This is a genomic window from Allobosea sp. NPDC055353 (assembly GCF_053644975.1).
In genome coordinates, this window is sequence record NZ_JBSHMC010000004.1 from 292,772 (window position 1) to 311,789 (window position 19,018).

Consider the following 19,018-nt stretch of genomic DNA (forward strand, 5'->3'; position numbering starts at 1 on the left):
GCTCCGGATGTGGGGTTTTTTCATTCCGCTTCCAAGAGCCCGCACGTCAGATCACCCGCCGCTGCGGCATCGGGGTAGCGCAGAGCTTTCGTGATCGGCCGGCGCAATCGTCTGAACCGCCTTGCCTTTGCCGCGTTCATCGGGCAGTGCAGCCGTCAAACCGCCTCGGTTTCCGACGAAAGGCCGTCATTCATGAACTCAGCCCGTTTCATCGCCGTCCTCGGTTTCACGCTGCTGGCGGCACCGGCCTTCGCCCAGGCGGACAAGGTCGTCGCCAAGGTCGATGGCATCGCCATTACCGAAAAGGACGTCCAGCTCGCCACTGAGGATCTCGGCGAGCGCCTCGCCCAGCTCCCCGAGGAGCGCAAGCGCGACGAGGTCGTGAACTATCTCGTCGATCTCAAGCTCGGCGCCAGAGCCGCGGCCGAGGCCAAGATCGGCGATACACCCGATTTCGCCGCCCGCCTCGCCTATTACCGCGAGAAGGTGCTGCTCGACGAATACCTGACCCGCGAGGGCAAGAAGGCCGTCACTCCCGAGGCGGCGAAGAAGCTCTTCGACGACACCACCAAGGCGATGGCGCCCGAGGAAGAGGCCCATGCCCGCCACATCCTCGTCGAGGACGAGGCGCAGGCCAAGGCCGCGGTCGAGCGGCTGAAGAAGGGCGAGGATTTCGCCAAGGTCGCGGCCGAGCTCTCCAAGGATCCCGGCTCCGGCAAGGAGGGCGGCGATCTCGGCTGGTTCACCAAGGACCGCATGGTGCCGGAATTCGCCGAAGCCGCCTTCAAGCTGAAGAAGGGCGAGATTTCCGAGCCGGTGAAGAGCCAGTTCGGCTGGCATGTCATCAAGCTCGAGGACAAGCGCTCCAAGCCGCTGCCGGATTTCGCCGCCGTGAAGCCGCAGATCGATCAGTATCTCGAGCGCAAGGCCCAGCAGGACCTCGTCCTCGCCATGCGCGAGAAGGCCAAGGTCGAGCGCCTCGACAAGCCGGCAGCACCTGCTGCTCCCGCTCCGGACGCCGCCAAGCCGGCCGAGCCGAAGAAGAACTGAGCGCTTCGCGCCGTACCACGCGATTTTGAAGGGCGGCCCTTGCAGCCGCCCTTCTTGTTTTCGTCATCGGCCTGCGGCAGAGGGATTCTCGAACGAGACGCACTGCCCGGCGGACGGACGATTCGCCGACCCTCGCGCAGTGCTCCGCAGGAGGAAGCCCGATGGCCGGCAAGGATGTCCCCGTTTCCCCGCTCGCGCCGAAGCGCCAGCCCAAGGTTCCAGCCGTGCCGGGCGTGCGCTTCGCCACTGCCGAGGCCGGCATCCGCTACAAGGGCCGCCAGGACGTCTGGTTCGCGCTGCTCGACGAGGGCACGCAGGTCGCCGGCGTCTTCACCCGCTCGAAATGCCCCTCCGCCCCGGTCGACTGGTGCCGCGAGAACCTGAAGCAGGGCTCGGCGCGAGCCGTCGTCGTCAATTCCGGCAATGCCAACGCCTTCACCGGTCTCAAGGGCCGCGACGCGGTCAAGCTCACCGCCGAGATCGCAGCCAAGGCGGCGTCCTGCAAGCCTGAAGAGGTCTTCATCGCCTCGACCGGCGTGATCGGCGAGCCGCTCGACGCGACCAAGTTCAAGGGCGTGCTCGACGACTGCGCCAAACGCGCCACCGATGGGCCCTGGATCGACGCCGCCCGCGCGATCATGACCACCGATACTTTCCCGAAGGCCCTGACCCGCAAGGCCAAGATCGACGGCAAGGACGTGGTCATCGCCGGCATCGCCAAGGGCGCCGGCATGATCGCTCCGGACATGGCGACGATGCTCTCCTTCGTCTTCACCGACGCTCCGATCGCCGCGCCCGTGCTGCAGGCCCTGCTCTCCAAGGGCGTGAAGGGCTCGTTCAACGCGGTCACCGTCGACAGCGACACCTCGACCTCGGACACGCTCATGCTGTTCGCCACCGGCAAGGCGGCCGCGCGCGGCGTGCCGGTGATCACCGAGATCAACGACGCCAGGCTCTCCGGCTTCAAGCGCGCGCTGAATTCGATCCTGCTCGAACTCTCCCATCTCGTCTGCAAGGACGGCGAAGGCGCGCGGAAATTCGTCGAGATCCGGGTCACCGGCGCGACTTCGGCCCGCTCGGCCAAGCGCGTCGCGCTCTCGATCGCCAATTCGCCGCTGGTCAAGACCGCCATCGCCGGCGAGGACGCCAATTGGGGCCGCGTCGTCATGGCCGTCGGCAAGGCCGGCGAACCGGCCGACCGCGACAGGCTCGATATCGGCTTCGGCGATATCGTCGTGGCCAGGCAGGGGGCGCGTGCTGCTTCTTATGATGAGCACGCGGTATCCGAGTATATGAAGGGCGACAATATCGTCATCACCGCGGATCTCGGCATCGGGCGCGGCAAGGCCACGGTCTGGACCTGCGATCTCACCAAGGCCTATGTCGAGATCAATGGCGACTACCGCTCCTGAGGCTGCGCCGGCTCAGGAGCCCGGGCGCGGCTTCATCGCCTTCAACCTGCTGATCTGCTCCCTGCTGTGGGGGTCGAGCTATCTGTTCATCAAGCTGATGAGCGGGGACGTCTCGGCTCTCACCATCGCTGCCAGCCGCGGTATCCTCGGCGCAGTCTCGCTGTCGCTCTGGAGCCTGTGGCGCGGGCGCAATCCGCTGCCGCGCAAGGCGGAGATCCTGCCCTGGATCGTCCTCGGCACCACCAATGGCTGGCTGCCGAACGTGCTGGTCGCTTATGCGCTGACGCAGCTCGCCAGCGGTCCGGCGGCGATGATCCAGGCGGCGGGGCCTCTCGTCGTCGCGCTCATCGCTCATTTCGCCTTCTCGGAGGAGAGGCTGAGCCGACGTCGGCTCGGCGGCATCCTGCTCGGCATGGCCGGCGTCGCTCTGCTGATCGGGCCGCGCCTGTTCGAGGGCGGCGGCACCGCGCTCAGCGTCTTGGCGATGATCGGGGCGACACTGAGCTATGCGTCCGCGAACATCTATGTCCGAACGGTTCCCTCCGCGACCGGCGACCCGGCCCGGCTGGCGCTGGGCCAGCAGATGCTCTCCGGCATGATCGCGACGACACTGACGCTCGCGATCCTCGGGCCGGCTGCCTTTCTGCCGCTCGGCAACCACCTGCCGGCGATGCTGATGCTCGGGGTCGTCGCCACGGCCATTCCGGTGACGGTGTTCATGCGGCTGATCCGGGCCGCGGGCCCGACCCGGGCGGCGATGACCGGCTATCTCGTCCCGACCGTGGCGGTGATCCTCGGCGTCGTCGTCTTGGACGAGGCGCTGGAGTTGCGGCAGGTCCTCGGCGGCGGCATCATCCTGGCCGGCGTCTTCCTCGTCACGACGGCGCCGCGCAGGGTGGGGGCGTCATGAAGATCGGGACTTTCGCGGCGGTGGCCCTGGCCGGCGCCGTCATGGCAGGCTGCCAGGCCACGCGCCAGCCGGCGACGATGGCCTTCTCGACCGAGGAAGCAGCCTTCATCAACAAGCCGGGCAACGGCGTCATCACCGGCCACGCCTTCCGCACCAAGCCGAGCGGGGCAGTGGTCAATGCGGCCGGCGAAGTCGTCCGCCTGATCCCGGCCACGGCTTTCGCGCGCGAGCGCTTCGCCAATCTCTACGGCAAGCGCAAATACATCCCTCACAGCGCCTATCCGCGCGACGACGAGGTCGACCCGGCCTATGCGCGGTACACCCGCACGACCAAGGCGGAGTCCAACGGCCGCTTCGTCTTCGAGAAGGTCGCGCCGGGAACCTACTTCCTCACCACGCAGGTGATCTGGGGAGACGAGGCCGCCTTTTCGCGCGAGGGCGGCTCGGTCTATGACAGCGTCACGCTGACGGGCAAGGAAACCGAGCCCGTCCAGGTCATTCTCTCCGGCAACTGAGTTCTCCTGTGAAGCTGCTCCTCGTCGTCGCCTGCGCCCTGATCGATGCCGATAACCGTGTGCTCGTCACCCAGCGGCCCGAAGGCAAGGCCCTGGCGGGCTTGTGGGAGTTTCCCGGCGGCAAGCTGGAGCCCGACGAGCGGCCGGAGCCGGCCCTGATCCGCGAATTGTCCGAGGAACTCGGCATCACCGTGAAGGAGGATTGCATCGCACCGCTGACCTTCGCGAGCTATGCCTATCCCGAATTCCATCTGCTGATGCCGTTCTATATCTGCCGGCGCTGGGAGGGCACGGCGATGTCGCGCGAGGGCCAGGCCCTGAAATGGGTCCGCCCCGGCAAGTTGCGCGATCTCGCCATGCCGCCGGCCGACGAGCCATTGATCCCGCCGCTGATCGACCTGCTCGGCGCCTGAAGCTCAATGCACGGCCGGCAGGCCGAGCGCCTCCCAGCTTTCCCTTGGGATCGGCTCGCCAACATGGAAGGCGAAGGCGGTGACACGCTTCAGGTCGGCCGAGACGGTGCAGGCGAAGCGCAGGCCGTACCAGCTCCGCTTGCTGCGAAAGGCCGCGCCCTCCGCCGTCAGGACCCGGCCTGAGAGCTTTGTGCTCGCCTGCGCATAGGCGGTGACGCGATCCGGCTCGAAGCTGCGCTGCCAGTCATGGATCTGGCCCATCGCTTCCAAACCGCAGAGCTGTTCGACGCGCTCGTCCGGCGCGAGCCGCGGCAGCAGCGCGACAGTCTCGCGGCTGCGCGGATCGGCCAGAACCCGCTGCGACAGCATGCGCGACGGGTGGATCATGCCGTCAGCTTCGACCGGGGCAGGCGAGGCACTCGGAGCAGGCTCATCCGGCTTCGGCAGAGCATCCGGCAGCACCGGTGCTGCAGGGGCGGGAATGGCGGCGACCGGCGGCGGCCTCAGTCGGGTCAGCGCCTCGAACTCCTCGGGAGTCTGCAGCTCGACCTCGATGCTTTGCTCGGTGACCGGCGCCGGATCGAAGCTCTGAACCGCGAAAGCAGCCAGCCACGCAAGGAGCGCCGCATGAAGAATCACAGCGACTTGCAGGCCCGGAGCGGGCATCGAGGGCCGTGCCGGGAGCGCGACCTCCATGGTTCAGGCCGCCGCCCTGTCGCGGGCAGGCACCCCCGATCGAACCATCCTCGTCATCCGGCCTTGTGCCCCTGCTCCCTTGTCGGGCAACAGCGACGATCAAGCCGGCATTTTTGTGATCTCGGGCTCAGGCTCCGTCACGGCTTCGTCGCGCGCGAGCTGGAAGCGCTCGAAACGCTGCAGTTCCTCCTCGATCGCCGCCTTCAATACCGGCGTCTCGCAATCATCGAGCCAGGTCCATTGCTGCATCAGGAGCCTGCCGGCCGCCCGGTCGGTCTTCAAATCGAGCACCGCGACGACGCGCTCGCCCGCCAGGACCGGCAGCCCGAAATAGCCATAGGCGCGCTTCTCTTTCGGCAGATAGGCCTCGAAGACATGGGCATAGTCGAGCAGGAGCTTCGCCCGTTTGCGCTGGATCATCAGCGGATCGAAGGGCGAGAGGATATGGATCAGCGTCTCATCCGGCGCAGCAAGCGGCTCCAGCGCGGCCGGGGCGGCCCAGTGCTGCGTCTTGCCGGCGCCTGCCACGGCCACCGGAACGAGGTCCCGGCGCTTGACGCGAGCGGCGATCAGTTCGGCCACGGCCTTCTTCGAGGGCGCGTCGAGATGGCAGATCGAATCGAGGCTGACCAGCCCCTGTGCCCGGAGCGCCCGGTCGAGCAGATAGGCGGTGATCTGCCGCTCGCTCGCCGGGGTCGGCTTCTTCTCCCACTGGAAATGCCGGTCGAACAGTTCATAGGTCTTGACCATGCCGGCCCGCGCCGAAATCGCGAGCTCGCCATCGTAGAAGGCCCGTTCCAGCAGCCCCTTGGACGGCTTCTTGCTGGCCCAGAGATGCGCCTTCTCGATCAGCTCCTCCTCGATATCGCGGATCGACAGCGCGCCGTCCTTGCGGATGCGGCGCAACAGCTTGCGCGTCTCCTCGCGGGCGCCGACCGCCGACCAGCGCTTCGGCTCCTCGCGATGCGCCTTCATCGCCGGCAGGAAATAGCGGATGTCGCGGGTGGGCACGTAGGCCAGCGCATGCGTCCAATATTCGAAGACGCTCTTCCCGACCGATTGCAGATCGGCGAGATCGGCCCGGCGATAAGCGGGGATGCGGGCATAGAGGATGTGATGGTGGCAGCGCTCGATCACGTTGATCGTGTCGATCTGGACATAGCCGAGATGCTCGATCGCGGCGCGGGCGGCGTCCGGCCCCGCCCCGAAAGGGTCGCGCCGGTCGAGCCGCTGGGCATGAAGCCAGAGGCGGCGGGCCTGTTCGACGGGAAGGGAGATCGGCTTGCGGGATCGCGGAGGCATGGGAAACAGGCTAGCCGCACCCGCACCATTCGGTAAGGGCCCGAGCGCTTCGTAGCTGACAGCCATTGGCGGGAGCGTCGCGCTTGAAGCGGCGGGCTTGATAGGCGCTCAGTCCATAGGCTTGCTGCTCAGGAAGGCGGACGCCACCAGAGCTGCTGCCGGCTATGGCGCGACGATCAGCGCCCAGTAGACCTGATATTTCGAGCCCGGCGCATAGGCCGTGGCGATGCCCATGCGTTTGGCCTTCGCGTCCTTCATGACGCGATCATGCTGCGGCGAATCCCGCCAGCCCGAGAAGGCCTCGGCGAGACGGCGGTAGCCGGCCGAGAGATTGGCTTCGGCTCCGGCCTGTCCTTCCCGCGCGAGGCGCGCCTTGACCGCATCGGCCTGGGCCGGCTTGTCCGACCCCGCCATGACGGTCGCTTCGCGCTGGGCGGCCTCGACGAGAGCGGGGTCGAGCGTCAGCGCGCCGAGGCCCGCATTGAGGCGGTAGGCCGAGATCATCGCCCGCGCCTGCTCGGTATCGACACGGGCCGAGGCCGAGCCGAGATCGCGATAGAAGGCCGGCTGGCCCTGGCGCTGCGGCTCGACACAGCCGGCGACGCCGAGGAGCGCGAGCGCGCCGGCAACAGCCGCCGGGCAGGTCATCGCGCGCGAGGCCGCGGCGCGGCGCAGAAAGCTGGGCATCCGATCATTCCTTGCTGTCGTCCTTGGCGGGCTCGGGCGCGGGAGCAGGCGTGACGGCCTCGGCCTCCTCGTCCTCGGGCTCCGCCGCCACCACCGGCTTGCGCGAGCGGCGCACCGGAGCGGGCGCTTCCCGTTTCACGCGGCTACGCGCACCATCTCCCCGGCCGACCGCCGCGGCGATGCTGCCGAGCGAATGCTCGACGCCCTCGAGGCCGCGTACCATCAATTCGGGCGTGGAGGCGGCCGGCTCCATCTCGGCAAGGCGCTTGTGGATCGCGAAGTTCAGGTCGCTGTTGACCCGGCCCGTGATCTCGACATCGCCGACCACGCAGATCAGCTCGAAATCCATCGTCGTGGTGCCCAGCTTCTTGAACATCACGGCCGGCGGCGGCTTCTGCATGACATCGCCATGGTTCGCCGCGACCTCGGACAGCATCGCCCGGACCTGGCCGGCATCCAGCGAGCGCAGCACGGTGAGCGCGATCAGCACACGGCCGGTCCGGTCGTTGCGGACGCGGTTGCGCACCACGCCCGAGATCAGGTTCGAGTTCGGGACGATCACGGTCGCCCGGTCGAAGGTCGCGATCTCCGTCGAGCGGACATTGATGCGCTTGACGATGCCCTCGATGTCGCCGACCAGGACCTGGTCACCGACCCGGATCGGCCGCTCCCAGAGCAGGATCAGCCCCGAGACGAAGTTCGACACCACCGATTGCAGGCCGAAACCGATACCGACCGAAAGCGCCGACGCCACCAGCGTCAGGCGCTCCAGGCTCAGGCCCACCGCGGTGACGGTGATCGCCGCCGCCGCGATATAGCCGACATAGCCGGCCGCCGTGGTGATCGAGTTGCGCAACCCCGTATCGAGCGCCGTCGTCGGCAGGAACTGGTTATCGAGCCAGCGCTGCATCGCCCGCGTCGCACCGATGCCGATCGCGAAGACGATCGCGCCGACGACGATCGTCGAGAGCGAGACCGTGACGCCGCCGACCTGGAAGCCGAAGAAGGCGGCGCGCAGCGAGACGAGGAAGTCGCTCGATTCCAGCCCCCAGGGCGCGAGGATGAGCAGCAGCGTCACCGCGATCAGCAGCAGCTTCAGCACGCCGACGCTGACGACCGAAATCTTGTCGAGCGTGGCGGCGCGCAGGCCCATGCCCGCCTTCAGCGTCAGGGCGAAGCGGCCCTTGCCGCCGAGCAACACCGGAATGCCGAGGTCGATGAACTGGAAGACCAGCAGGAACAGGCAGGCGACGATGCCGACCCAGAGCGCCTGCTCGGCCAGGAAGGCGGCGAAGACGACATAGCCGCTGAGCGCCGCCGCGATGATGCCGAAGCCTATGATCCAGCCGAGGATGCGCACCGGCCCCAGGCTCGCGCCATCCACGGGGACGTAAGGACCGAGGCAGGCTTCCTGCTCGACATCGTCATCGTCGCGAATCCGGTAGAGTCCGGCGATCAGCGCAAGCGCGAACAGGATGGCGAAGAGCGCCTTGACGATGATCGAGACGGCGAGACCGGCGGCGATCGCCTGCAGCCAGGCCTCGAAGACCTTGCCGACAGACATGACGGCCGCAAGCGAGCCGGCGATCCAGACGACGCTGCGCGCCGTCGTATCCATCACCTTGACGAGGCGCCGCTGCGGGCTCGACGGTGCGAACAACGCATCGGCCAGCGCCTGCACGAAGGCGAAGAATGCCAGGCCCACGACGACGGCCCAGATCACCGGCTGGATGCGGGGCGGCAAAAGCCCGGTCGTGTTCAGGGCCTTGTAGATCAGCCAGCTCGCCAGCACCGGCGGCGCCGCGCCGGCGATGATATGGGCGAGCGCGATATAGAGGCAGTGCAGGTTGCCGGTGTCCTGCGTGTTGCTGAAGCGCGCCTTGAAGCGCGGCAGATAGCGCGCCCGCGCCAGATAGAGCAGGAGAGCGCCCATCAGGGCGAGCGCGACCACGGTGCCGCGCGTGCCGGAAAAGGCATCGCCCACGCCCTCCAGCCAGCCGCCGAAGATGTAGCCGGAGGCGCGCAGGTCTTCCGGCGCCGTCGCGATCGCGTTGCCCCAGACCTCGGGGTTCGCCACGGAAGGGCCGGCGGCGAACAGCGCCTTGGCGAAGATGTCCCGGCGCTTGTCGCCGATGCTGCTCTGCAATTGCTCGGCCTGGAGCAGCGAGGCCCTGGCGATCTTCAGCGTCTCGTCGGCGTCGGCATAGGCCTTGGCGCGCGCCTCTCGGTCACGGACGATCTCGGCGCTCTCGGCCGGCGCACTCGCCTCCGGCTTGGGGCCGAGCTGGTCGAGCCTGAGCTTGGCCTGGTCGACCTTCGGCGTCTGCTCGTCGACGATCAGGCGCAGTTGGTCGAGCGAGGGTTGCAGCCGCAGACGCTGCCGCTGCAATTCGGCGTCGCTCGGATCGGGCGAGGCCAGCGTCGCCTCGATCTGGGCAAGATCGGTGCGAACGATGTCCAGCCGGGCGCGAAGGCTGCCCGGCTCCGCCGGCGTCTGCGCGAAGGACGGGCCCGCCCCCGAGAGCGTCAGCACCATAAGAACGAGACAAGCGGTCAGCAGGCCTTGCAGACCCCTGAACGATGCGTGCGCCATCTGCGCTGCCATGGTGGTGAGGCCCTGTCCGGCCGAATGATTCGGCTCCGATTCGACCCTCGCCACAGCCATGCGCGCAAGGCAAGATGAAGAGCGGAATTCGACCGGCACGAAGGGCTTCCGAGCTTGCGGATGAAACGAGGTGGGGAGACGGACCCCGCCGCCTCATCGCCGTAAAACACGACCTGAAGATGGCGAAAGCAGCGCTTTTGTCGGCGTAGCTCTCAGTCGCGCCCCTTGCCCTTCGCCTTGACACGGTTGTGGTAGCTCGCATTGCCGAGGCCGGTGCCGATCGTCAGCACGGCCCAGTTCTCGACATCCTGCATCGCCGGCATCTCGCTCAGGCCCTGGATCACCGCGTCATTGTGCATGACGACCTCGGTCTCGTGCTCGCCGATCTCGGGCACGAGGTCGCGGATGCTGTCGACGAGGTTGAAGCGGCTGCTTTCCCAGTTGCCGGGCAGGTTCTGCGCGCCGCGATCGATGGCGCCGTCGGGCTGGATCAGGCCGGGGCAGCCGACGCCGATGAAGGGGGCGACCCGCAGCCCCTCCTTCTCGGCGTTGCCGATCTGCTCGCGCAGCATCTCGCCCAGGCGCTTTATCGCCTCGTCGCGGCTCGGCTCCTCGTCGGCATGGCGCCAGAGATCCGATTTCCAGACCCGCGCCTTGCTCAGGTCGGGCGCCTTCTTCTGCCTGAGCTCGACGATCCCGGCACGGATGTTCGAACCGCCGATATCGACGGCGACGAGGCTGTCATAAGCCTCGAAGATCCATTTCGGCGCGAGATGGGCGCTGCCGACCAGCCCGGCCTCGTCGGGGTGATGGCTGACCGGGACGAGTTCGAGATCGCGCCCGTCGGTCCGCAGGATGATCGCGGCACGCGCGATGGCGAGCTCGCCGACACGGCTTTCGCGAAAGCCGCCGCCGACCACGATGCGCTCGATGGCGGCCCAGCTCTTCAGGCGCGCGAAGCGGCGGATGACGAAGGCGAGCGACTGAGCGAAACCCTCGACGGCGCTGAGCACCAGCGCGGCTTCAGCGGCATCGCCCTCCTTGAGCAGCGCATCGAGCTCCTTCTTGCTGATCTCGGCGGTCTTGCCCTCCAGCGGATCGTCGCCGTTGCGCTTGAGGTGACTGCGCAGCGCGTCGAGATGCTCGATGAAGGCACCGCGACTCGCCTTGTCGCCGACAAAGCCGTCATCGTCGCGAACCTCCAGATTATAGCTGGTCACCACCACCGAAGGCAGTTCGGCCGCGCCATGCGGCCCGGTCGCGGCCTTGGCCGCACTGCGTGATGTCTCGGCGGTTGCCGTGGCCATGATGGTCCCCCTCGGTCGCGTATGGATCAGCAGAGGCAACCCGCCGGCCACCTTCGCGGTTCCCCCGGGCGGGGCGATGCGCCGCATGCAGCCCGCCCTCGCGCGGCTCGCTCACCGCGACGGTTGACCGCTGCCGCGATCGCCGCTCCAACAGGATGCACCGCGTCGAAGCGGCTTGGGGGATGGAACGTGTCGGATCTGATCTTGCGGGTGATCGTCATTGGCGCCGGCGCGACCGCGCTCACCGATATCTGGGCTCAGGCTTTACGCCTTTTCGGCTTTCCCAAGCCGAACTGGGCGATGCCCGGCCGCTGGTTCGCCCATCTGCCGCGCGGCCGCGTCTCGCATGAGGACATCGCCAGCTCCGAGCCCGTCGCCGGGGAGCTCGCGATCGGCTGGATCTGCCATTACCTCGTCGGCATCGCCTTTGCCGGGATCGTGCTGGCGATCGCCGGTACCGATTGGGCTCGCAATCCAACCTTGCTGCCGGCACTGATTGTCGGCTGGGTCACGGTCGGCTGCGGCTGGTTCATCCTGCAACCAGGTATGGGCATGGGCGTAGCCGCCTCGAAGAAGCCGAACGCGGGCCAGATCCGGCTGCTCAACATCGTCAGCCACACCCTCTTCGGCCTCGGGCTTTACGGCACGGCGCTGCTGACGTGTTGAAACGGCTCAATCGAGAATGCGCGTCTCATATTGGTAGAGCGTGCGGAAGCCGAGACTGCCATAGAGACTGATCGCGACCGCATTGCTCTGTTCGACCTGCAGATAGGCGCTGTGGCAGCCCATCGCCCCGGCCCAGCCCATCAACCCCTGCACGATCCTGCGGCCATAGCCATGGCCGCGATGATCGGGATGGACGCAGATCAGGCCGATCTCGGCCATGCCGCGCTCGGCGACGCTCATGCCGAAGGCGACCGCCTCGCCCTCGACCAGCCAGGTCGCAAAGGCCGCCGGCAGCCGGACCTTCTCGATGACAGCCGCAAGATTGCCGGCATGGGTCTTGTTGCCGCTCTGCAGGGCAGCAGCGCCGGCCGTCCATTCCTGGCTCGGCCGCGCCTCGATCTGCAATTCCGGCTCCTCCGACGCTGTAAAGCAGGCAAGCGGTGCGATCTGGCCGAAGGACTTGTCCTTGACCCGGTAGCCGCGCTCCAGCACCGCCGCGCGCGTCGCCTCCGCCACGAGCGGCGTCAGGCGGATTGCGGGGGTCAGCCCGTCCGCACGATAAAGCTCCTCGATCAGGTCGAGCATCGTGGCGTCGAGCTCGGCGCCATAGCTCAGCGGCGTCGCCGAATTGGCCCGACCCGAATAGCCGTTCGCGAAACGCAGCACCCAGTCGCCAACGATCAGCGTCGACAGCGCCGGCCAGGCATTGATGATGCGCCGCTCGCAGCCGAGCACGATTTCGCTGTCTTCCGTCTTTGTCAGCATCCTATCCCCCGGATGGCTTGCGTGGTGTCGGCCGCCAGCCCGGCGGCGCCATCTCGAAGCCCTTGAATTCAAAGCCCGGCGCGACCGTGCAGCCGACCAGCGTCCAGGCGCCGAGCGAGGTCGCGCTCTGCCACCAGCCGGCCGGCACCACGAATTGCGGCCGCTGGCCGGCAGCAAGCTCCGTGCCCAGATGATGAGCCGAGGCATCATGACCGTTCGGCGAAACGGTGATCACCAGAGGTGCGCCAGCGTAATGATGCCAGATCTCGGCAGCATCGACACGATGCCATTCCGAGGTCTCGCCGGTGTCGAGCAGATAATAGATCGCTGTCGAAAAACCCCGCCCCTCCGGCCCGGCCGGATCGCGAAAGGTCTCGCGATAATGGCCGCCCTCCGGATGGGGCCTGAGATCGAGCAGGCGGATGACCTCCGTCGCCGTCAGCCCGTCCAGCCGCATCGTCATGGCTCAGAACCGGTTCTTGGCTTCGCGCAGCGCCGCGAAGACCGCGCCCGGCGCGGAGCCGGCCAGTCCGACCGCCTTCGCCAGCGCCGGCTCGCCGGCCCGGAAGAACGGGTTGGTCGCTTGTTCCTCGGCCACCGTGGTCAGCGCCCAGAAGCGGCCTTCGGCCTTGGCTTTCTCCGCCTCGGCAAAGCGCGCCTTGAGCGCCTCGTTCGCCGGATCGACAGAACGGGCGAAGCGGGCATTGGACAGGGTATAGTCATGGCCGCCGAGCAGGCGGACATCGCCCGGCAGCGCCATCAGGCGCGAGAGCGAAGCCCACATCCGCTCCATCTGGCCGGGCTGGACGCGCCCGCAGCCCATCACGAAGACGACGTCACCGACCAGCGCGAGCCTGGCGCCGCGCCCGACAAAGCTGAGATGCCCGTCGGAATGGCCAGGCGTGTGCCAGATCTCGAAGTTTTCGCCGCCGAAGGTCACGGTGTCACCTTCGCCCAACACCCGGTCGAGGGGGGCGCTGGTCCGCGCATCGGCCGGGCCGACGACGTTCGCCCCGGTCGTCTGCTTCACCTCGGCCACCCCTTGCGTGTGGTCGTGATGGGCGTGGGTGATGAAGATGTCGCTGATCGTCCAGCCCTTCGCCTTGGCGGCAGCGAGCGTCTCGCCGGCGTCGGGCACGTCGATGGCGGCGCAAGCGCCGCTGGCAGGGTCATGGAGCAGCGCGCCCGCATTGTCGCTGAGCGTGCGGAAGACGTGAAGGTCGAGCGGCATGGCTTCCTCCGGCAGGGTCGGCCCACCGGAACGGCGAGCGGTCATGCGCCCTGCATGGGCCATGCCCGGCCATCGATCAACCCGGTCCTGCCGCAAGGCAGCCCTTGCGTTCGGGCCGCCCACGTTCCATCTCAGGCGCCATGCCTCTCGACGTCGTCGACCTGCGCGCCTTCTATGCGAGCCCGCTCGGCCATGTGGCCCGGCGCTTCATCGGCCGGGCGATGCTGCGGTTCTGGCCGGATTGCGTGCGCCAGCGCCTGCTCGGCCTCGGCTATTCGACGCCGTATCTCTCCGTGCTCGGCATGCAGGCCGAACGGACCATCGCCTTCATGCCGGCAGCCCAGGGCGTAGTGAACTGGCCCTCGCCCGGCCTGTCAGCCTCCGCGCTGGTCGAACCGACGCTCCTGCCCTTGCCGACCGCCTCGATCGACCGCGTCGTGCTGGTCCATGCGCTGGAGGAGACCGAAAGCCCCGACGACCTGCTCGAAGAAGTCTCGCGCGTGCTCAACCCCGGCGGGCGGATGATTCTCGTCGTGCCCAACCGGCGCGGCCTCTGGGCCCGCATGGACGGCACGCCCTTCGGCCAGGGCCGCCCCTTCAGCCGCAGGCAGCTCTCGGCCCTGATGCGCGGCGCCGAATTCTCGCCCGAGCATTGGACCGAGGCGCTTTATGTCCCGCCTCTGCAAAAACGGCTGCTGATGCGATCGGCCCGAGCCTGGGAGCAGATCGGCGCAGGGCTGTCGCTGCCCTTCGCCGGCGTCCATATCATCGACGCCACCAAGCAGTTCTACCGGCGCGCGCCCCTGCGCGCGACGCGGCGCAGTTTCGCGCTGAGACCCGTCCTCCTGCCGCAAGCCTCCCCGACGCCGCGTGCGGCAAACCCGCCTGTGAGACCGGGAACGGGTTGACAATTTCGCCGGGCCGCGGCCAAGGTCCGCCGCTTTTCAAGCCCGGTTTGCTGTAAAACCGCCGCTCCGCCCGCTTTTGGCGCGGAATCTGAACTGGATCACGATGCGTAGCTATCTGGATTTCGAGAAACCGGTCGCCGAGCTGGAGGCGAAGGCGGACGAGCTGCGGGCCTTGGAGGCACGCGGCGACGGCATCTCCTTGTCCGAGGAGATCGGCAAGCTCGACGCTCGCGCCAATCAGGCGCTGAAGGACCTCTACACCGCGCTGACGCCCTGGCAGAAGACGCTGGTGGCCCGCCATCCGCAGCGCCCGCATTTCAAGGATTACTGCGCCGGGCTGATCACGGAATTCACCCCGCTCGCCGGTGATCGCGCCTTCGGCGAGGACGAGGCCATCGTCGGCGGTTTCGGCCGCTTCCGCGGCGAGCCCGTCTGCGTCATCGGCCAGGAGAAGGGCGATTCGACCGAAACGCGCATCCGGCACAATTTCGGTATGCCCAAGCCCGAGGGCTACCGCAAGGCCGTGCGCCTGACCGAACTGGCCGACCGCTTCGGCCTGCCGGTGCTGAGCTTCGTCGACACGGCCGGCGCCTATCCCGGTATCGAAGCGGAGGAGCGCGGCCAGGCCGAGGCCATTGCCCGCTCGACGGAAGCATGGCTCGGCCTGCGCAGCCCGAGCGTCGCGCTCGTCATCGGCGAAGGCGGTTCGGGTGGCGCGATCGCCATCGCCGCCGCCAGCCGCGTGATGATGATGGAGCACGCGATCTATTCGGTGATCTCGCCGGAAGGCGCGGCCTCGATCCTCTGGCGTGACACCGCACGCGCCCAGGACGCCGCCACCGGCATGAAGATCACGGCGCAGGACCTGCTGAAATTCGGCATCATCGACAGGATCGTCCAAGAGCCGACCGGCGGCGCCCATCGTGACGGTCAGGCCGCGATCAACCGTGCCGGCGACGCCATCGCCGCCGCACTCGGCGATCTCGCCGGCCTTTCCGGCGAGGACATCGTCGCGCAGCGCGCCGACAAGTTCCTGGCGATCGGCCGCAATCTCTGAGCAATCAAGGGACGCTGATATTCCGCACCTGCGAAGGCAGCGGTTCTTTACCCCGTGTTGACCATGTGGTCAGACTCGGGGAGCCTATGGTAAGGAACCCTCAAGGCTAACGCATCTAAAACGAGTCGACGGGCACAATTTGGCCGTCATGCGAAGTCACAGGTCGCGCCCCGGCCTGCCGTTCGATGGGATTGACGACGTGGCAATCAAGCAACTCGCGCTCGTGGCTTTTGTTGCATTGACGCTGGCTGCCTGCGAGGAAGACCGCTATCGCGGCTCCGCGCGCCATAACATCCCGATTCCGAGCGCGACTTATGCGCTGATGTCCGAGAAGGGCATGAGCAAGGATCAGCCGATCATCATCCGTTCCTACAAGAAGGAATCGGAGCTCGAGGTCTGGAAGCGCAAGGCCGATGGGCAATACGCCCTGCTGAAGACCTATCCGATGTGCCGCTGGTCCGGCCAGCTCGGCCCGAAGGTCCGCGAGGGCGATCGCATGGCGCCGGAGGGCTTCTATGCCATCGCGCCCCAGCAGATGAACCCGAACTCGTCCTATTACGTCTCGTTCAACATGGGCTACCCCAACGCCTATGACCGCTCTTATGGCCGCACCGGCGCGCATCTGATGGTGCATGGCGCCTGCTCCTCGGCCGGCTGCTATTCGATGACGGACGACCAGATCGGCGAGATCTATGCACTGGTGCGCGAGGCGCAGAATGCCGGCCAGCGCGCCGTGCAGATGCAGGCCTATCCCTTCCGGATGACCGCGCAGAACCTGGCCAAGCACCGGCTCGATCCCAACATCGCCTTCTGGAAGAACCTGAAGGAAGGCTCCGACTATTTCGAGGTCACGAAGGACGAGCCGGCCGTGTCCGTCGCCGGTGGCCGCTATGTCTTTAATGGCGGCCAGGCCCCGGCCGCCGTCGCCGAGAAGCGCCGCGAGGATGAGGTCCAGGTCGCCTCGCTCGTCGCCAAGGGCACGCCCGCGATCAAGCTGATCTATGACGATGGCGACCAGCACGCCTCCTTCAAGCGGGCGCTCGCCTCCAACGGCGCCGATGCCCTGAACCGCTCGGCCTCCTGGGGGTCGAGGGATGTCGGCATCAGCCGCGAGGATGCGCTCGCCTCCGGCCCGCGCGTCGTCGTGCTCGATAACGCAGGCAAAGCCAAGGCGACCGTGCGCGCCGCCTCCGCCGATAACGACGCGATCCTCGCCGCCGTCGCATCCGCTCCGGTCGAGGAGCCCACCAAGCCCGTTGAAGCCAAGCCGACCCTGGCCCCGCGCCCGGCTGCGGCCACAGCCACCACGCAGCTCGCCAAGGTCGTTCCGGGTAATCCCCAGCAGGGGCCGGTGCTGGCGAGCGCCTCGTCCACCCCGGTCGTCCCCGCCGCTCCGGCTGAGGACAAGCCGTTCCTGCAGCGCGCACTGAGCTTCATGCCGGTCTTCGGCGGCACGGCCGACCAGGGCGTCGCCACCGCCTCCGCCCCGGTGGTGTCGGTGGTTCCGGCAGCGCCGACCACGACCAGCGCCCCGCTACCGCCGCGCCGAGCCAACGGCCTCCGGACGTCCGGTCTGGATCGGTCGACGGCCGCTTACGCCAGCCAGCCGGCCCGGCGCTGAAACGCTCGATGACCGCCCGATCGCCGTGACAAAAATGTCGCGGCGCTCTGAATAATCCGGACTGCCTTTTTTGCAGGCGCGAAGGCCCCCCGTTTCGGGGGCCTTTGCTTTTTGACTGTGCGACACGCCCAAAAGCTCGTCTTGCCGGAAAAACGACCCCACCCGCTTGATGGCGTGACAGCGCGATCACTGCGCGGCGAGGGGTTCCAGCAGATGTCCGATCTCTTCCGTTCCTCGATTCTCGGCCTGGCCCTGGCGGCGGGCCTCGGTAGTGCCCAGGCCTCCGACCTGCCCAGCAAGAAAGGCGCGCCGCCGGTTCCGGTCATCCCGGCGATCACCTGGTTCGACATCGCCGTCAATGTGAAGGCCCAGACCGACTACAATTTCCGAGGGATATCGCAGACCGACCGCAAGCCCGGCATCGGCGGCGGCGCCGAGCTGCAGATCTACAACAACCTGTTCTATGTCGGCGTCTACGGCTCCAGCGTCGACCTTGCGACGCGCCCCGATGCCGAGATCGACTTCTACGGCGGCATCCGGCCGAAATTCGGCGACCTCGCCTTCGACCTCGGCGTGATGCAGTACTACTACCCGAGCGAGAAGCAGCTGATCGACGCGAGCGGCGTGTTCTGGACGCCGAAGAACACCGATTTCACCGAGGTCTACGGCAAGGTCTCCTACACCTTCGCTGAGAGCCTGACGCTCGGCACCAACGTCTACTATGCCTGGGACTGGCTCGGCACCGGTGCAAGCGGCACCTATGCCTCGGTAACCGCCAAGTACGCCCTGCCCTTCCTGGAAGGCCTCTCGGTCTCCGGCGAATTCGGCCATTACTGGCTCGGCACCACCAACCTGGCGATCTGGTCGACGGTGCCGCCGACCAACCTTCCGGACTACAATTATTGGAATGCCGGCGTGTCCTATACCTGGAAGAACGTCACGGCGGATGTCCGCTATCACGACACCGACCTCTCGAAGAACGAATGCTTCGCGCTGACGGCCGATCCGCGCGGCATCACCACGGGCAGTGGTCGCTCCAAGTGGTGCGGCGCGGCCGTGGTCGCCACGCTCTCCTTCGACATCACCGCCAGCAGCATCGGCATCTTCGCGCCGAAGTGAGCCCTGCGCCTTCCGCAAACACGAAGGGGCCGCCCGAAAGGCGGCCTCTACTGTTGAAGCGATGCCCGCCCTCAGACGATCTCGGAGACCAGCTTGGCGATCAGGCTGTTGGAGAGGATGACCGGCAGGCCGGCCTCCGCCGCCTCGCGGCGATGCCGCTCGACGAAGCCCATGCAATCCATCAGCAGGATCTGTGCCCCGCGCCCCGCGAGATCGCGCGCGGCTTCTGCCACCGATGCCCCCTTCCCGCCATAGGGCGAGGCAGCGGCATAGAGCGGCGCGCGGCCGAGCGGCGCCCATTTCCCGGCCTCGGACGCGATCTGCTCGGCCAGCGGTACGATGATGCCGAGCTCAGCGCCCTGCACCAGCGCCGCCACGGTCGGCGGCAGGATGCGGTCCGGCTCGATCAGGCGCGCAGTCTGCGTCCTCAGGCTCGCGAAATGGCCCGTGCAGAGCATCAGGATCGTCGAGCAACCCTCGGCTTCCAGCATCGCGAGCTTATCCTGCGCCGCCGCCTCCGTGCGGGCCCGGTCGATGACCACGGCGCTGCCGTCGAGCAGTTTGGTGATCAGCACCGGCTTGCCGGCCTCAGTTGCGAAGCCCCGGTCGATCTCGGAGCGGCTCAAGCCGTCGAGCACTCCGGCATGGCGACGCGGCAAGCGCGCTTCCAGCACGTCGTCGAGGATCGGCGTGATGTCGGCGCGCGGCGCCTGGCCGATGGTCAGGGTTCCCAGCTTGCTCATGGCGATGCCTC

The 19,018-nt window shown here is 67.5% G+C and carries 19 protein-coding genes; 10 read left to right on the top strand and 9 right to left on the bottom strand.

The genetic code is table 11. From position 1 onward, the window contains the following. The first annotated feature begins 192 nt into the window (after positions 1-192). The 5 genes from ACWIEX_RS24495 (at position 193) to ACWIEX_RS24515 (ending at position 4,300) form a co-directional block, all read left to right on the top strand. A complete protein-coding gene (locus ACWIEX_RS24495; RefSeq protein WP_454035516.1) occupies positions 193-1,050 on the top strand; it encodes a peptidylprolyl isomerase in 858 nt (285 codons plus the stop codon). A gap of 161 nt (positions 1,051-1,211) precedes the next feature. After that, a complete protein-coding gene (gene argJ, locus ACWIEX_RS24500; protein WP_454035517.1) occupies positions 1,212-2,462 on the top strand; it encodes a bifunctional glutamate N-acetyltransferase/amino-acid acetyltransferase ArgJ in 1,251 nt (416 codons plus the stop codon). Next, positions 2,443-3,372 carry a DMT family transporter gene (locus ACWIEX_RS24505; RefSeq protein WP_454035518.1) on the top strand — a complete coding sequence of 310 codons (930 nt, stop codon included), beginning with the start codon at positions 2,443-2,445 and terminating at the stop codon, positions 3,370-3,372. Before argJ ends, ACWIEX_RS24505 begins: the two co-directional genes overlap by 20 nt. Beyond that, positions 3,369-3,887 (top strand): peptidase associated/transthyretin-like domain-containing protein, encoded by a 519-nt coding sequence (locus ACWIEX_RS24510; RefSeq protein WP_454035519.1) that lies wholly within the window; start codon positions 3,369-3,371, stop codon positions 3,885-3,887. The genes ACWIEX_RS24505 and ACWIEX_RS24510 overlap by 4 nt, the downstream gene beginning before the upstream one ends. After that, positions 3,884-4,300: a (deoxy)nucleoside triphosphate pyrophosphohydrolase gene (locus ACWIEX_RS24515; protein WP_454035637.1), complete on the top strand. Its 417-nt coding sequence runs from the start codon at positions 3,884-3,886 to the stop codon at positions 4,298-4,300. The genes ACWIEX_RS24510 and ACWIEX_RS24515 overlap by 4 nt, the downstream gene beginning before the upstream one ends. A 3-nt stretch (positions 4,301-4,303) precedes the next feature. Here ACWIEX_RS24515 and ACWIEX_RS24520 read toward each other — a convergent pair whose 3' ends face one another. From ACWIEX_RS24520 to ACWIEX_RS24540, 5 genes are all read right to left on the bottom strand, one after another. Next, a complete protein-coding gene (locus ACWIEX_RS24520) occupies positions 4,304-4,996 on the bottom strand; it encodes a DUF930 domain-containing protein (RefSeq protein ID WP_454035520.1) in 693 nt (230 codons plus the stop codon). A 99-nt stretch (positions 4,997-5,095) separates the two neighbouring features. Beyond that, positions 5,096-6,298: a winged helix-turn-helix domain-containing protein gene (locus ACWIEX_RS24525; protein WP_454035521.1), complete on the bottom strand. Its 1,203-nt coding sequence runs from the start codon at positions 6,296-6,298 to the stop codon at positions 5,096-5,098. A gap of 162 nt (positions 6,299-6,460) precedes the next feature. Continuing rightward, positions 6,461-6,985: a CAP domain-containing protein gene (locus ACWIEX_RS24530; RefSeq protein WP_454035522.1), complete on the bottom strand. Its 525-nt coding sequence runs from the start codon at positions 6,983-6,985 to the stop codon at positions 6,461-6,463. Positions 6,986-6,989: 4 nt separating this feature from the next. Beyond that, positions 6,990-9,578, bottom strand: a complete 2,589-nt coding sequence (locus ACWIEX_RS24535; RefSeq protein WP_454035523.1) for a DUF3772 domain-containing protein — start codon at positions 9,576-9,578, stop codon at positions 6,990-6,992. 224 nt (positions 9,579-9,802) lie between these two features. After that, positions 9,803-10,897, bottom strand: a complete 1,095-nt coding sequence (locus ACWIEX_RS24540) for an ROK family protein (protein ID WP_454035524.1) — start codon at positions 10,895-10,897, stop codon at positions 9,803-9,805. A gap of 123 nt (positions 10,898-11,020) precedes the next feature. Between ACWIEX_RS24540 and ACWIEX_RS24545 the strand changes: the two genes are divergently transcribed. Continuing rightward, positions 11,021-11,563, top strand: coding sequence for a DUF2938 domain-containing protein (locus ACWIEX_RS24545; protein WP_454035525.1), 543 nt, complete (start codon positions 11,021-11,023; stop codon positions 11,561-11,563). 6 nt (positions 11,564-11,569) lie between these two features. On the opposite strand, the gene ACWIEX_RS24550 is transcribed toward ACWIEX_RS24545, so the two are convergent. Genes ACWIEX_RS24550 through gloB form a run of 3 tightly spaced genes read right to left on the bottom strand, consistent with a single transcriptional unit; the run spans position 11,570 to position 13,559 of the window. Beyond that, entirely contained in the window at positions 11,570-12,328 is a 759-nt protein-coding gene (locus ACWIEX_RS24550; protein WP_454035526.1) for a GNAT family N-acetyltransferase, read from the bottom strand. Position 12,329: 1 nt separating this feature from the next. Continuing rightward, positions 12,330-12,785: a cupin domain-containing protein gene (locus ACWIEX_RS24555; protein ID WP_454035638.1), complete on the bottom strand. Its 456-nt coding sequence runs from the start codon at positions 12,783-12,785 to the stop codon at positions 12,330-12,332. A 9-nt stretch (positions 12,786-12,794) separates the two neighbouring features. Beyond that, entirely contained in the window at positions 12,795-13,559 is a 765-nt protein-coding gene (gene gloB / locus ACWIEX_RS24560; protein WP_454035639.1) for a hydroxyacylglutathione hydrolase, read from the bottom strand. 140 nt (positions 13,560-13,699) lie between these two features. On the opposite strand from gloB, the gene ACWIEX_RS24565 reads away from it, so the two are divergent. The 4 genes from ACWIEX_RS24565 (at position 13,700) to ACWIEX_RS24580 (ending at position 18,264) form a co-directional block, all read left to right on the top strand. Further along, positions 13,700-14,467, top strand: a complete 768-nt coding sequence (locus tag ACWIEX_RS24565) for a class I SAM-dependent methyltransferase (RefSeq protein ID WP_454035527.1) — start codon at positions 13,700-13,702, stop codon at positions 14,465-14,467. A gap of 103 nt (positions 14,468-14,570) precedes the next feature. Then, the gene (locus tag ACWIEX_RS24570) at positions 14,571-15,524 is read left to right on the top strand and encodes an acetyl-CoA carboxylase carboxyltransferase subunit alpha (protein WP_454035528.1); all 954 of its coding nucleotides are present in this window, start codon (positions 14,571-14,573) and stop codon (positions 15,522-15,524) included. A 199-nt stretch (positions 15,525-15,723) separates the two neighbouring features. Beyond that, the gene (locus tag ACWIEX_RS24575; protein ID WP_454035529.1) at positions 15,724-17,145 is read left to right on the top strand and encodes a L,D-transpeptidase family protein; all 1,422 of its coding nucleotides are present in this window, start codon (positions 15,724-15,726) and stop codon (positions 17,143-17,145) included. A 213-nt stretch (positions 17,146-17,358) separates the two neighbouring features. Beyond that, positions 17,359-18,264: a TorF family putative porin gene (locus ACWIEX_RS24580; protein WP_454035530.1), complete on the top strand. Its 906-nt coding sequence runs from the start codon at positions 17,359-17,361 to the stop codon at positions 18,262-18,264. Positions 18,265-18,335: 71 nt separating this feature from the next. On the opposite strand, the gene ACWIEX_RS24585 is transcribed toward ACWIEX_RS24580, so the two are convergent. Beyond that, positions 18,336-19,007, bottom strand: coding sequence for an AroM family protein (locus ACWIEX_RS24585; protein ID WP_454035531.1), 672 nt, complete (start codon positions 19,005-19,007; stop codon positions 18,336-18,338). Positions 19,008-19,018 lie beyond the last annotated feature (11 nt).

Excerpts from the sequence above, each read along its gene's own strand:
- ACWIEX_RS24540 (WP_454035524.1), bottom strand. The coding sequence starts at position 10,897 with ATGGCCACGGCAACCGCCGAGACATCACGCAGTGCGGCCAAGGCCGCG.
- ACWIEX_RS24520 (WP_454035520.1), bottom strand. The coding sequence starts at position 4,996 with ATGGAGGTCGCGCTCCCGGCACGGCCCTCGATGCCCGCTCCGGGCCTG.
- ACWIEX_RS24495 (WP_454035516.1), top strand. The coding sequence starts at position 193 with ATGAACTCAGCCCGTTTCATCGCCGTCCTCGGTTTCACGCTGCTGGCG.
- ACWIEX_RS24585 (WP_454035531.1), bottom strand. The coding sequence starts at position 19,007 with ATGAGCAAGCTGGGAACCCTGACCATCGGCCAGGCGCCGCGCGCCGAC.
- ACWIEX_RS24505 (WP_454035518.1), top strand. The coding sequence starts at position 2,443 with ATGGCGACTACCGCTCCTGAGGCTGCGCCGGCTCAGGAGCCCGGGCGC.
- ACWIEX_RS24565 (WP_454035527.1), top strand. The coding sequence starts at position 13,700 with ATGCCTCTCGACGTCGTCGACCTGCGCGCCTTCTATGCGAGCCCGCTC.
- ACWIEX_RS24570 (WP_454035528.1), top strand. The coding sequence starts at position 14,571 with ATGCGTAGCTATCTGGATTTCGAGAAACCGGTCGCCGAGCTGGAGGCG.
- ACWIEX_RS24550 (WP_454035526.1), bottom strand. The coding sequence starts at position 12,328 with ATGCTGACAAAGACGGAAGACAGCGAAATCGTGCTCGGCTGCGAGCGG.
- argJ (WP_454035517.1), top strand. The coding sequence starts at position 1,212 with ATGGCCGGCAAGGATGTCCCCGTTTCCCCGCTCGCGCCGAAGCGCCAG.
- ACWIEX_RS24580 (WP_454035530.1), top strand. The coding sequence starts at position 17,359 with ATGTCCGATCTCTTCCGTTCCTCGATTCTCGGCCTGGCCCTGGCGGCG.
- ACWIEX_RS24555 (WP_454035638.1), bottom strand. The coding sequence starts at position 12,785 with ATGCGGCTGGACGGGCTGACGGCGACGGAGGTCATCCGCCTGCTCGAT.
- ACWIEX_RS24510 (WP_454035519.1), top strand. The coding sequence starts at position 3,369 with ATGAAGATCGGGACTTTCGCGGCGGTGGCCCTGGCCGGCGCCGTCATG.
- ACWIEX_RS24535 (WP_454035523.1), bottom strand. The coding sequence starts at position 9,578 with ATGGCGCACGCATCGTTCAGGGGTCTGCAAGGCCTGCTGACCGCTTGT.
- gloB (WP_454035639.1), bottom strand. The coding sequence starts at position 13,559 with ATGCCGCTCGACCTTCACGTCTTCCGCACGCTCAGCGACAATGCGGGC.
- ACWIEX_RS24530 (WP_454035522.1), bottom strand. The coding sequence starts at position 6,985 with ATGCCCAGCTTTCTGCGCCGCGCCGCGGCCTCGCGCGCGATGACCTGC.
- ACWIEX_RS24525 (WP_454035521.1), bottom strand. The coding sequence starts at position 6,298 with ATGCCTCCGCGATCCCGCAAGCCGATCTCCCTTCCCGTCGAACAGGCC.